Below are 12,904 nucleotides of genomic sequence, written 5' to 3' on the forward strand. Positions count from 1 at the left end.
GGGTCGTGGTCCACCAACTAGACTCGACTCTCGTGCATGCCATCGGAATAGACATCGGCGGAACCAAGATCGCCGGAGCCCTGGTCAGCGAGACCGGCGAGATCATCGCCGAAGACCGCCAGCCCACCCCGGCGGGTGAACGGGGACAGATCGTCGACCTCGTCGTCGCCATGATCGACCGGCTCGCCACGGGCCACGAGGTGACGGCGGCAGGCGTCGCGGCCGCGGGGTTCGTCGACGCCGCGCAGTCCACGGTGTACTACGCCCCCAACATCAGCTGGCGCAACGAGCCGCTGCAACGGCTCATCTCCGAGCGCGTGAGCATGCCCATCACTATCGACAACGACGCGAACGCGGCGGGCTGGGCGGAGTACCGCTTCGGCGCCGGTCGCGCGGTCACCGACATGACGATGCTCACCATCGGAACCGGTGTCGGCGGCGCGATCGTCACCCAGGGCCACCTGTTCCGCGGCGGATTCGGCGCCGGAGCCGAACTCGGCCACCTCAGGGTCGTGCCGGACGGCCTCGCCTGCGGCTGCGGCGCCCGCGGCTGCATCGAGCAGTACGGCTCGGGCCGTGCGCTGCTGCGCATGGCCAACGCCCTGGCCGACGCCGGCGGCATCGGCCTGGCCCTCGCGGAGGCCCGCGCCGCGAACGGCGAGCTCAACGGGACCATCGTGGGTGAGTTCATCGCTGCGGGCGACCCCGGCGCCGTGCACGCCCTGCAAGAGCTAGGCCGGTGGCTCGGCCAGGCCTGCGCCTCGCTCAGCGCCGTGCTCGACCCGCAGCTGTTCGTGTTCGGCGGGGGAGTCGCCGTCGCGGGCGACCTGCTGCTCGACCCCATCCGCGAGGCGTACCTGCAGCACCTGCCGGCCCGCGGATACCACCCGGAGCCCGGCTTCGTCATCGCCGAGCTGGAGAACGACGCGGGAGTGGTCGGCGCGGCCGACCTCGCGCGCATCCACGCGACCGCGCATTAGAGTAGTGAACCCAAGCGGAGGCGGATAACGATGTTCTACTGGTTCATGAAGAACCTCGTGGCCGGGCCGATCCTGAAGACGGTTTTCCGTCCGTGGGTGACCGGTCTCGACAACATCCCGAAGAAGGGCGGCGTGATCCTCGCGATCAACCACCTCTCGTTCATCGACTCGGTGTTCCTGCCCCTCGTGCTCGACCGGCGCATCTTCTTCCTCGCCAAGAGCGACTACTTCACCGGGCGCGGCCTCAAGGGCTGGGCGACGAAGGCGTTTATGAACGGCACGGGCATGCTGCCCATCGACCGCTCGGGCGGCAAGGCCTCCGAGGCGAGCCTCAACACCGGTCTCAAGGTGCTGCACGACGGTGAGGTGCTCGGCATCTATCCCGAGGGCACACGCAGCCCAGACGGCAAGCTCTATCGCGGACGCACCGGTGTGGCCCGCATGATCCTCGAGGGCAACGTGCCCGTCGTCCCCGTGGCGATGATCGACACCGAGAAGATCATGCCGCAGGGCACCACGATCCCCAAGGTGCAGCGTCTCGGCATCGTCATCGGCGAGCCCCTCGACTTCTCTCGCTTCGCCGGTCTCGAGAGCGACAGGTTCATCCTGCGATCGATCACCGACGAGATCATGTACGAGCTCAACCGCCTGAGCGGCCAGGAGTACGTCGACGTCTACGCCTCGTCGGTCAAGGACCGCATGAGCGCCCGTCCCGCGCGCTGATCAACTCGAAGCGCACGCCGTAACACACCACCCGCGAGCGGATAAGCTCGTGAGTCGGGCCGTAGTGCCCGCTGTCCCACCCCTCAACCAAAGGAAGCCCCGTGGTAGACCCGTCAGAGCAAGTCGTTCTCGCCGATCCAGCAGTGATCGCCGGGCTCGACTATTGGCGTGAACTGCCCATCAAGCAGCAGCCGGAATGGCCGGATGCCGCGGCCGTGGCCGAGGCGTCGAAGCAGATCGCGAGCTTCCCGCCACTCGTCTTCGCGGGAGAGGTCGACGACCTGCGCGACAAGCTCGGTCGCGCGGCAGCCGGAGAGGCCTTCCTGCTGCAGGGCGGTGACTGCGCCGAGACCTTCGCGGGAGCCACAGCGGAGCAGATCAAGAACCGGGTCAAGACCATCCTGCAGATGGCAGTGGTGCTCACCTACGGTGCATCCATGCCCATCGTGAAGATGGGACGCATGGCGGGCCAGTTCGCCAAGCCGCGCTCGACCGACACCGAGACCCGTGGCGACGTCACGCTGCCCGCGTACCGCGGCGACATCGTCAACGGCTACCCGTTCACCGCCGAGTCGCGCACGCCCGACCCGAGCCGTCTCGTGCAGGGGTACCACACGGCAGTCTCGACGCTGAACCTCGTTCGCGCATTCACGCAGGGCGGCTTCGCCGACCTGCGCCAGGTGCACAGCTGGAACAAGGGCTTCGCCGCCAACCCGGCGAACAAGCGCTACGAGATCCTCGCCCGCGACATCGACCGCGCCATCAAGTTCATGGAGGCGGCGGGAGCCGACTTCGACGAGCTGCGCCGCGTCGACTTCTACGCGAGCCACGAGGGCCTGCTCATGGACTACGAGCGTCCGATGACGCGCATCGACTCGCGCACCGGAACGCCGTACAACACGAGCGCGCACTTCCTCTGGGTCGGTGAGCGCACCCGTGACCTCGACGGAGCGCACATCGACTACTTCTCGCGTGTTCGCAACCCGATCGGCGTGAAGCTCGGCCCCACGACGAGCCCCGACGACATGCTGCGGCTCATCGACAAGCTCGATCCCGACCGCGAGCCGGGGCGCCTCACGTTCATCACGCGCATGGGCGCTGGCAAGGTGCGCGACGCGCTGCCGCCCCTGCTCGAGGCGATCAAGGGCCACGAGGCCACTCCGCTGTGGGTGTCCGACCCGATGCACGGCAACGGGCTCACCACGTCGACCGGCTACAAGACGCGTCGTTTCGACGACGTCGTCGACGAGGTCAAGGGCTTCTTCGAGGCGCACCGAGCCGTGGGCACCCACCCCGGTGGAATCCACATCGAGCTCACCGGCGACGACGTCACCGAGTGCCTCGGCGGTTCGGAGCACATCGACGAGGCCGACCTGGCGACCCGCTACGAGTCGCTGTGCGACCCGCGGCTGAACCACATGCAGTCGCTCGAGCTGGCGTTCCTCGTGGCCGAGGAGCTCGCCGCGGTCTAGGCGCGACAACGACGAAGGGCGGTCCGCTGGTGCGGGCCGCCCTTTGTCGTATCGTGAATCCTCTAGCCCGACAGCTGCAGGTACAGGTTCACCGTGGACCCCTTCGGGACCTCGGTGCCGATCGCGGGGTCCGTGCCCGTCACCGTCGAGCCGGGGAACGGCGTGAACAAAGGGTTGTACTTGACCACGAGGCCGAGGGCCTCGAGAGCTGCGGTGGCACCGCGACGGGTGTCGCCCTGCACGTCGGGGATCAGGACGGGAGGCGGGCCGTCGGAGACGAGGATGTTGATCGTGTCGCCGGGAACGATGGCCGCGTCGGGTGTCGTCGTCTGCAGGCCGATCACCAGACCCTTCGGGACGGTGTCGTTGAACACCGGCGCTGCGGCGACACCGGTCAGCTCGGCTTCGATGAGCCTCGCCTGGGCGTCGGCGATCGTTAGCCCGCCGACATCCGGCAGCGGTCCCGCCGAGACGAGGAAGGTCACCGGTCGCTGGTCGAAGTAGTTCTCGCCGGTGACGAGGGTGACGCGTGCCTGGGCGTCGTCCTGCCCGTACGCGGCGAGAACCACCCCGGCCGCGACATCCGCACTGAACTGTCGTTCGCTGTCGGTCGGCGGGAAGCCCGTCGACGTGGCGAGTTCCTTCGCCGCGTCTTCGGAGAGCCCGGCGAACTCCGGCACGACGATCGGCTGCGGACCCTTGGAGATCTTGAGCGCCACGACCGTGTCGCGCGGCACCTGGGTGCCAGCGGGCGGGTCGGTCGCCGCGACGCTCCCTGCGGCGATGTCGGGGGAGAAGACCTCCTCGCGTGAGGTGTCGACCGTCAGGCCCGCCTCCGCGATCGCAGCGGCCGCGGCATCCGGGTCCTGGCCGATCACGTTCTCCACCGGAATCTCGACCTGCGAACCCGGTCCGGCACCGAAGTACCAGCCCGTGCCGCCGGCGAGCCCGGCCACGACGATGAACAGCAGGATCCACCACCACGCACGGGCGTGGCGTTTGTTGGCCTGGAGTGTCAGGGCGGCCGTCGCGTCGGACACGGGTGCGACGGGGCCGGACGGCTGCGCCGGTCGGATGACCGTGGTCTGGTCGCCGGTGCCGGACGGGGCGAGCGCGACGGGCAGCACGGTGGTCCGCTGGATGATCGAGGTCGCGCCGGTGGGCAGCGCCGTGAGCAGCTGCGACTGGGTCTCGACGACCTGCTCGAGCATGATGCGGGCGTCGCGGGGGCGCTCGTTCGGTTCGCGCGCGGTGGCCCAGAGCACGAGCTCGTCGAGCTCGGCCGGCACGTTGGGGTTCTTCGTACTGGGTGTCGGTACCGAGTCGTTGGCGTGCTGGTAGGCGATCTGCATCGGCTGCTCGCCGCGGAACGGCTGCTCGCCTGCGAGCATCTCGTACATCATGATGCCCACCGCGTAGATGTCGCTGCGGGCGTCCGCGATGCCGCGGGTCACGAGCTCGGGGGAGAGGTAGGCGATGGTGCCGAGGAGCGCGGCCCCGGTCGCGGTGTTCGCGCTCGCGGCTCTGGCGAGCCCGAAGTCGCCGATCTTGATGCGGCCGTCGTCGGCGAGAAGCACGTTCTCGGGCTTGAGGTCGCGGTGCACGATGCCCGACTTGTGGGCGGCCGCGAGTCCGGAGAGCACCGCCTCGAGGATGTCGAGGGTCTGCTCGGGGGTGAGTATCTTGTGCTCGGTCAGCAGGTCGCGCAGGGTGATGCCGGAGAGGTACTCCATGACCAGGTAGGCCATGTCGCTGTCCTGGCCCTGGTCGAAGACGTTGACGACGTTCGGATGCGCCAGGCGCGCGGCGCTTCTGGCCTCCTGGATGAACCGTTCCTTGAACTGGCTGTCATCGGCGAGGTGCCCGTGCATGATCTTGATCGCGACCCGGCGCTCGAGACGCAGGTCGGTCGCCAGGTAGACGGTGGCCATGCCGCCCCGCGCGATGCGCGATCTGACCTGATAGCGGCCGTCGATGAGACGGCCAATCATGGGGTCAGTTATGTTCGTGCTCACTCGGCCATTCTAAAGTTCGCCCACCTGAACGCCCGGTTGAACACGGGGCGGTTCGCCAACACGCCGGTGTCGGCACGCAACGATTTGGTTACTTCAGTTCGGAGAGCCAGAACCGGGCAGACGTCTCCCACTTCGCGTACGCGTCGGGGTAGGCGGAGATCTGCACCTTCTGCGCCGCCTGGGTCACGGTGAGTGCCGACCAGCCGGAGATGTCGAGCAGTCCGCGCGTGATGCCGGCGTTCGGGTTCGACGGCCCGCCGTAGAAGAGCTTGGCGGCGTGCGCGGGATCGGTGAGCTGAGCGACGGAGCCCCAACCGGAGCTCGGTCGCTGCTGGAAGAGGCCGACCGAGTCGAGGTGGCCGTAGTTGATGTTGCGGAGGCTCGACTCCTGCATCGCAGCCGCGAGGGCGATGACGATGCCGTAGTCGCTGACGCCGAGGTTGCGGCCGACCGACACGATGACGCGGGCGTTGGCCTCCATCTCGGCGGTGAGCAGGGTGATGGCGCCGGGAGTGCCCGCCGGAACAGCCGCCACGGCGGCGGGGTTCACGAGCGTGCGGCCTGCGTAGATGATGCTCGACGTGGTGAGTCCGTTCGCGCTCAGCAGCGCCTGCACCGTCACACCGAGCTTCTTCGCGATCTTGGAGACGTTGTCGCCGGCGACGATCGTGTAGGAGGCGCCGACCGCCGGCGCCGGGGAGGCCGCGACGGGTGCGGCCACGGGGGCGGCTGCCACGGGGGCGCGGACCGGTGCCGCAGCCGGGGCGCTCGAGCCGGGAATCGCGACCGTCTGGCCCGGGTAGATGATGCTGGACGTGCCGAGACCGTTTGCGGTCAGCACCGCCTGCGTGGTGACACCGAAACGCGACGCGATCCGGCTGATGGTGTCACCGGCGACGATGGTGTAGCGGCCGCCAGCGACCGGAGCGGCGGGCGCCGCGGGTGCGGCGGTGATCACGCCGGCCCCCAGCTTCAGCACCTGTCCGGGGAAGATGGTGGATTTCCAGCCGAGTCCGTTGAGCGCGAGCACGGAGGCCGTCGAGAGCCCGTATCGGCCCGCGACGCTGCTGACCGTGTCGCCGGCGGCGACGCGATAGGTGCTGGGGGCGGCGGCGACAGCGATCTCGCCGGCAGGCGTGTTCTCGGCGGCGGCGACTCCCGCGTCGCGAACCGCGGTGTCGGTGGTCGGACGTGACTTCTCCGACTTGTCTCCGACGGGAGACTTGGCTTCGACGCGCTCGATGGGACCGGTGAGGTTCATCGATACCGCGATCGAGCCGACCAGGAGTATGGGCATGGTGGCGAAGAGGGACTTGCTGATCTTCGACTCCCGCGAGACCGCAGCCGCCCTGAGGGGAGAGGAAGGTGTGGGGACGAGTCCCGACAGAACCGTTCCGGCAGTCGTCTGTGTGTCGTGCTCAGAAAGATTAGTCATGAGTTCCCCGTCTTGCTCCCGGCCAGGATCGCGTCGCGCACAGCTGGCGCGACCTCTCAAACGTGACACAGATGCCTATGAGAGTCAATCAGTGTGGCCAATGTGACTCGGGTTAATCTGCTCGAAACATTTGCGATTCACCCACGTCAATGGCGCTCAAACCGCTCGTGTCGTGGCACTCTTAATGGGTGACTGAAACTCCCGACGCCACCTGGCTGACCGTTCCCGACCTGACCGAACTCCTCGGAGTCAAGGTGAGTCAGGTGCGCCGCTTGATCGAAGATCGCGCACTCCTCGCCCGCAAGATCGACGGCGTATGGAAGGTGCCCGCCTCGTTCATCGTCGACGGCGAGCCCATGAGCGAGCTTCGCGGAACTCTCGTGGTGCTCGGCGACATCGGGTTCACCGACGACGAGGCGATGGACTGGCTCCTCAGCCCCGAGGACAGCCTCGGCGTGAGCCCCATCGAGGCCCTCCACGCCGGGCGCAAGGCCGAAGTCCGCCGGGTCGCGCAGGCTCTGGCCTGACCACGCACTCTCCGGCTGGGCTCCGAAAACCCGGAGGCGGCTCAGGCGGTACGCCGGCTGACCGTGTCGGCGAGTTGAGTGAGCTGCGCGCGCGATGATGCGCTGAGCGGCGCCGTCTCGAGGGCCGCCCTGGCGAGCCCCACGTTGTGGGTGATGATCCGCTCCACTCGGTCGATCGCCCCGCTGTCGCGGATCACCGACTGCAGAACCTCGACCTGCCGCGCGTCGAGGTCGCGGTCGCCGAGGAGCTCGTCGAGCAGCGCCCGCGAGTTCGCGGGAAGCGCCGTGCGAGCGAGCGCTATGAGCACGGTGCGCTTTCCCTCACGCAGGTCGTCGCCAGCGGGCTTGCCGGTCACCTCCGGGTCTCCGAAGACCCCGAGCAGATCGTCGCGGAGCTGGTAGGCGATTCCCAGTGGCAGTCCGAACGCTCGAAGCGCGGCGGTCTGCTCCGCCGTGCCACCGCCGAGGGCGGCGCCGATGGCGAGCGGCGACTCGACGCTGTACTTCGCCGACTTGTAGACGATGACGCGATGAGAGCGGGGGAGCAGCTCGCTCTCCGGGTGATTGCGCCAGGCGTTCTCCTCCACGATGTCGAGATACTGGCCCACGGTGACCTCGGTGCGCATCCTATTGAACTCGGCCCGGCCCGCGGCGCTGGCCGCTGGGTCGGTGAGCGAACGAAGCGCGGTGTCGAAGATCTCGTCACTCCAACCGAGGAGCAGATCACCGAGAAGGAGAGCGGCCGAGCCGCCGAAGCTCCTCGGGTTGCCGAGCCAGCCGTTCTCGCCGTGCAACGCCTCGAAGCGCTTATGGGCCGCAGGCCGACCGCGGCGCGTGTCCGAGTTGTCCATGATGTCGTCGTGCACCAGCGCCGCCGCATGGAAGACCTCGAGGGCGGCTGCAGCCGTCACGATGGCGGGCAGGTCGCGCTCCGGGGCCTCGTCGACGACGTCGAAACCGACTCCCGGCGTACTCACGGCTTGCCAACCCCAGTAGCAGAAGAGCGCACGGAATCGCTTGCCGCCGGACAGCAGATCGCGTGATGTGCCGACGAAATCGTCGATTTCCTCGGCTATCGCCGAAAGCTGCGGTGCTCGTTCCTCCAGGAATTCGTCTATGCGTTCTTGAACAAGGTCAACTAACCGCGTACTCTCAGCCACACTCATAGCCTACCGAGGCCTGTGGGGCGTATTATCGAAACCCATAGCGCAAGAACAATCCGAGCCGGAGGGGATCAGGATGCCACTTTCCGAGCAGGAGCAGCGTCTCCTGGAAGAGATGGAGCGGGGTCTCTACCAAAATGACGCCGATTTCGTTGCAACCGTGGGTCAGCGCCGCGGCAAGCCGAACTACACCGTGGTGGTGGTCGGGGCCCTGTTGGGAATCCTGGGAATCGCCACGCTCGTCGTAGGCGTCGTCATCCATCAGACCCTCGTCGGAGTCCTCGGCTTCATCATCATGTTCGCGGGTGTGCTGCTGGCATTCGCCCCTCCTCGTCGTGGCGAGGCAGTGGGCGGTAGCGCCGGCCCGCAGAAGAGCGGCGCGGGCAAGCAAAAGGCCGGCGGCTTTATGAACGGACTCGGAGACCGCTGGGACAAGCGACAAGACGAGCGCGGCCGCTAAACTCCCGCCGCATACCTAATCAGGACCGACCCTCGGGTCGGTCCTTTTTTTGTGCCCACTTTCACTCAAAGTGCCTCCATTTCCCTCCACTCCTATTTCCCGCATAAATAAAGGCGACTTTGACCCCAATACGGCCGAAGTGAGCTGTTTTTCTACTTTTGTGGTGCGTTGTGGAGTAAAGTGGAGGGTATCCATCCGGGCCGGAGTGAAGGGAGTGTCGCGTGTTTCTAGGCACCTACGCTCCCAAGCTCGACGACAAGGGCCGCGTCATCCTCCCCGCCAAGTTCTGGGACGAGCTCTCGAACGGGCTCGTGATCACCCGCGGTCAGGAGCGCTGCCTCTACGTCTTCACCGAGCGCGAGTTCGAGAACGTGCACGAGAAGATCCGTCAGGCGCCCGTGTCGAACAAGCAGGCGCGTGACTTCCTGCGCGTCTTCCTCTCGGGCGCGAGCCAGGAGCGACCGGATACGCAGCACCGCATCACCATCCCGTCGACGCTCCGGGACTACGCGGGCCTCGGTCGCGACCTCACGATCATCGGCGCGGGCAGCCGCGCCGAGATCTGGGACACCGACACGTGGAACGCCTACTACGAGAGCACCGAAGCCGCTTTCTCCGACACCGACGAGGAGGTGATCCCCGGACTCTTCTAGCTCCCTGGCGATGACTCCCAGCCGATCACTGCCCTGACTTTCTTCCCCGATGTCAGGTCGGACCGGATGGGGATCACCGCCAGCGATATGGAAACCGAATAGCTATGACTGACAACGACATCCACACCCCGGTGAATCTCGACCGCACCATCGAACTGCTCGGCCCCGCGCTCGCCCACGAAGGTGCAGTGCTGGTCGACGCGACCCTCGGCATGGGCGGCCACGCCGAGGCCTTCCTCTCGCGCTTCCCCGACATCGTCTTCGTCGGCATCGACCGCGACACCGACGCTCTCGCCATCGCCGGAAAGCGTCTCGCTCGCTTCGGCGACCGGGTGCACCTCGTGCACTCCGTGTACGACGAGATCCCCGCAGCGCTCCAGTCGCTCGACATCGACGCCGTCTCGGCCTACCTTTTCGACCTCGGCGTCTCCTCGCTGCAGCTCGACGAGGTCGACCGCGGCTTCTCCTACTCGAAGGACGCGCCGCTCGACATGCGCATGGACGCGTCGTCGCCGCTGACCGCCGAGCGCATCCTCGCCGAGTACAGCGAATTCGAACTCCGACGCATCTTCTACGACTACGGCGAGGAGAAGCTCGCGCCCCGCTACGCGAGCAAGATCGTGCAGCGCCGTGAGGTGGAGCCGTTCGTGCGTTCCTCCCAGCTCGTCGAGGTCATCATCGCCGCGACGCCCGCCGCCGTGCAGCGCGCAGGCCACCCCGCCAAGCGCGTCTTCCAGGCGCTGCGCATCGAGGTCAACCAGGAACTCTCCGTACTGGAGCGCGCGATCCCGGCCGCCATCGACACCCTCGAGGTCGGCGGTCGCATCGTGGTGCTCTCCTACCAGTCGCTCGAAGACCGCATCGTCAAGCGAATCCTCGCCGCGCGCTCTGCATCGACCGCGCCGGCCGGGCTCCCCGTCGAGCTTCCGGAACACCGCCCCGAGCTGAAGCTGCTCGTGCGCGGAGCCGAGCTCGCCAGCGAGGCCGAGAAGGCCGTCAACCCCCGTGCAACCCCCGTGCGCCTCCGCGCCGCCGAACGACTGAGGAGAATCCAGTGAGTAGCAACCTCGCCTTCGCCACTCCGCTGCGCTCTCCGCGCGACGAGCAGCCCACCCGCCACATCGAGATCGTCTCGAACCGTGAGCAGCGCAAGTCGCGTCCGCGCATCGTCTACGCGCTGGTCACCGTCGGCGGGCTCTTCGCCCTGTTCATCGCCCAGCTGCTGCTGAGCATCGTCGTCTCGCAGGGTGCCTACAGCATCGCGAGCCTGCAGACCCAGCAGCGCGACCTCGGCCGCCAGGAGCAGGCGCTCAGCGAGCAGCTCGACCTGCTGGCGTCGCCGCAGAACCTCGCAACCCAGGCCGAGTCCCTCGGGATGGTCCTGAGCAACACGTCGCCCGTCTACCTGCGTCTGGCCGACGGCGTCATCGTCGGTTCCGCTTCCCCCGCCGGTGCGGGCGAGACCGTCGTAGCGGCAGCCGGCAGCCTCGTCCCCAACTCGTTGCTGGGCGGGATTCCCCTCGTCACCCCGACCGTGCCCGAAGCGACCGTGACGGAGGTCGCTGGCGCGCCTGAGACGCCTACGGCGCCCGGATCTGTAGCGTCGAACCCGTTGGCGCTGCCTTCTCCGGTAACCCGCTAGAGGTCAGCAGCCGCACGCAAGAACGACAAGGGTGAGGAACCGACTCAGTGAACGATGCTCGTAGGAACAAGCGCAGAGTCGGAATCGCGGTCCTCGTGATCTTCGCTGTCGTCGCGGTCTTCGTGGTGCGTCTCGTCGACATCCAGGTCGTGCGGGCCGCCGAGCTGAACACCGAGTCGCTCAGCAAGCGGTCGGTGAGCCAGACGACGTACGGCGCACGCGGCAACATCGTCGACACGAACGGCAACGTGCTCGCCGACAGCGTCGACAGATTCGACATCACCGCCTCGCCCCTCCTCGTCGACGAATTCGAGCGGCTGCAGAAAGACGGCAAGAGCAAGGTGACCGTGACCGTGTCCGACGCGATCGCCGAACTCGCAACCGCCACCGGAGCGAGCGTCGCCGAGATAACGAAGGCGCTCACCGAGAACCCGAAGTCGAACTTCGCGTACGTGGCGAAATCCGTGACCCTCGAGCAGCTGGGCGACGTGCGCGCCCTCAAGATCCCGTGGACCTACGACGTACTGCACCCGAGCCGCACCTACCCCAACGGCGCCGTCGCCGGAAACCTCGTCGGCTTCATCGGCGCCGACGGCCCGCAGAACGGTCTCGAGCGGACGCAGAACCATTGTGTCGGCAACGTCAACGGCTCCGCCACCTACGAGCGCGGTGCCGACGGCATCCGTATCCCCGGCAGCACCGTCACAGCGAAGGAAGCCAAAGACGGCGGCACGCTCAAGCTCACCATCGACAGCGACCTGCAGTGGTACGCGCAGCAGAGCCTCGCGCAGCGCGCGATCGAGCTCGGCGCCGACTGGGGAACCATCACGGTGGTGCGGGTGCGCGACGGCCACCTCATGGCCGTGGCCGACTACCCCTCCGTCGACCCGAACAATGTCGAAGGCGTGACCCGTTACGACTGGGGATCCCGCGCGTTCAGCTCGCCGTTCGAACCCGGCTCGACGATGAAGTCGCTCACCGTGGCATCCCTCCTCGACGCCGGCGTCATCGAGCCGCTCACCCAGGTCACCGCCCCGGGCCGACGCGACCTCGGCGACGGGCAGTCGATCAAGGACGCCTGGGCGCACGCAGACATCCCGTACACGGCCACCGGGGTGCTGACGAACTCGTCGAACACCGGCATCTCGTACCTCGTCGACAAGCTCTCCGACAAGGAGAAGCGTCGCGACTACATGCTGAGGTTCGGCCTCAACGAGAAGACGGCCGTCGACTTCCAGGGGGAGTCTCGCGGCGACATCCCGGCGACCCAGAACTGGGACGCCGTCACCAACTACGCCGTGCAGTTCGGCCAGGGCATGACCACCACCTCCGTGCAGATGGCATCGGCGTACCAGGCCCTGGGCAACGGCGGCGTGCACGTTCCGCTCACGCTCGTCGAGGGCTGCGAGTGGGCAGACGGCACCGTCACCGGCACCCCGTCGACCGAGTCGACCCAGGTCGTCTCCGCCTCCGCCGCCGCCCAGACGGTGGCGATGATGGAGAACGTCGTCAGCCAGGGCGGCCTGAGCCAGGAGCTCAGCATCCCCGGCTACCGGGTCGCGGCGAAGACCGGAACCGCCGAAGTGGCCAACGGCAACGGCTACGGCAGCGACCGAATCGTCTCTATAGCAGGTCTCGTTCCCGCCGAGGCGCCGGAGTACGCGATTGTCGTCACTTTCGCCAAGCCGGATACGATGAAGACATCCAGCGCGGTCTCGACGACGTTCAAGAAGATCACAACCCAGGTGATCAAGTCGTTCCGGATCGAGCCGTCAGACGAACCGTCCCCGCAGATGCCTCTCACGTGGTGAGAGACCGCATCGCACACCTGCAG

Annotated in this window: 12 protein-coding genes; 9 read left to right on the plus strand and 3 right to left on the minus strand. The window is 67.3% G+C overall.

Annotation, left to right across the window (positions count from 1 at the left end):
- Positions 1–32: 32 nt before the first annotated feature.
- The 3 genes from ABIE21_RS02990 to ABIE21_RS03000 all read left to right on the plus strand — a co-directional run bounded on the left by ABIE21_RS02990 (position 33) and on the right by ABIE21_RS03000 (position 3,175).
- Complete coding sequence (locus ABIE21_RS02990) at positions 33–980, plus strand: ROK family glucokinase (protein ID WP_354023294.1); 948 nt, start codon at positions 33–35, stop codon at positions 978–980.
- A 30-nt stretch (positions 981–1,010) separates the two neighbouring features.
- Complete coding sequence (locus tag ABIE21_RS02995; protein ID WP_354023295.1) at positions 1,011–1,703, plus strand: lysophospholipid acyltransferase family protein; 693 nt, start codon at positions 1,011–1,013, stop codon at positions 1,701–1,703.
- 101 nt (positions 1,704–1,804) lie between these two features.
- Entirely contained in the window at positions 1,805–3,175 is a 1,371-nt protein-coding gene (locus ABIE21_RS03000; protein WP_436232300.1) for a class II 3-deoxy-7-phosphoheptulonate synthase, read from the plus strand.
- 62 nt (positions 3,176–3,237) lie between these two features.
- Here ABIE21_RS03000 and pknB read toward each other — a convergent pair whose 3' ends face one another.
- A complete protein-coding gene (gene pknB / locus ABIE21_RS03005; RefSeq protein ID WP_354023296.1) occupies positions 3,238–5,190 on the minus strand; it encodes a Stk1 family PASTA domain-containing Ser/Thr kinase in 1,953 nt (650 codons plus the stop codon).
- 88 nt (positions 5,191–5,278) lie between these two features.
- Complete coding sequence (locus ABIE21_RS03010) at positions 5,279–6,487, minus strand: LysM peptidoglycan-binding domain-containing protein (protein ID WP_436232317.1); 1,209 nt, start codon at positions 6,485–6,487, stop codon at positions 5,279–5,281.
- Between the two features lie 326 nt (positions 6,488–6,813).
- Here ABIE21_RS03010 and ABIE21_RS03015 point away from each other — a divergent pair, with 326 nt between their 5' ends.
- A complete protein-coding gene (locus ABIE21_RS03015; protein ID WP_354023298.1) occupies positions 6,814–7,152 on the plus strand; it encodes an Rv2175c family DNA-binding protein in 339 nt (112 codons plus the stop codon).
- Positions 7,153–7,193: 41 nt separating this feature from the next.
- Here ABIE21_RS03015 and ABIE21_RS03020 read toward each other — a convergent pair whose 3' ends face one another.
- On the minus strand, positions 7,194–8,312 hold the full coding sequence (locus tag ABIE21_RS03020; protein WP_436232301.1) for a polyprenyl synthetase family protein: 1,119 nt from the start codon (positions 8,310–8,312) through the stop codon (positions 7,194–7,196).
- A gap of 79 nt (positions 8,313–8,391) precedes the next feature.
- Between ABIE21_RS03020 and ABIE21_RS03025 the strand changes: the two genes are divergently transcribed.
- The 5 genes from ABIE21_RS03025 (at position 8,392) to ABIE21_RS03045 (ending at position 12,881) form a co-directional block, all read left to right on the plus strand.
- Complete coding sequence (locus ABIE21_RS03025; protein ID WP_354023300.1) at positions 8,392–8,775, plus strand: DUF3040 domain-containing protein; 384 nt, start codon at positions 8,392–8,394, stop codon at positions 8,773–8,775.
- Between the two features lie 221 nt (positions 8,776–8,996).
- A complete protein-coding gene (gene mraZ, locus ABIE21_RS03030) occupies positions 8,997–9,428 on the plus strand; it encodes a division/cell wall cluster transcriptional repressor MraZ (protein ID WP_354023301.1) in 432 nt (143 codons plus the stop codon).
- Between the two features lie 104 nt (positions 9,429–9,532).
- Positions 9,533–10,486 (plus strand): 16S rRNA (cytosine(1402)-N(4))-methyltransferase RsmH, encoded by a 954-nt coding sequence (gene rsmH, locus ABIE21_RS03035; protein ID WP_354023302.1) that lies wholly within the window; start codon positions 9,533–9,535, stop codon positions 10,484–10,486.
- Positions 10,483–11,070, plus strand: a complete 588-nt coding sequence (locus tag ABIE21_RS03040) for a hypothetical protein (RefSeq protein WP_354023303.1) — start codon at positions 10,483–10,485, stop codon at positions 11,068–11,070. The genes rsmH and ABIE21_RS03040 overlap by 4 nt, the downstream gene beginning before the upstream one ends.
- 47 nt (positions 11,071–11,117) lie before the next feature.
- Complete coding sequence (locus ABIE21_RS03045) at positions 11,118–12,881, plus strand: peptidoglycan D,D-transpeptidase FtsI family protein (protein ID WP_354023304.1); 1,764 nt, start codon at positions 11,118–11,120, stop codon at positions 12,879–12,881.
- The last annotated feature ends 23 nt before the right edge of the window (positions 12,882–12,904 follow it).

The organism is Conyzicola nivalis (genome assembly GCF_040548875.1).
Classification (GTDB): Bacteria; Actinomycetota; Actinomycetes; order Actinomycetales; family Microbacteriaceae; genus Conyzicola; species Conyzicola nivalis_A.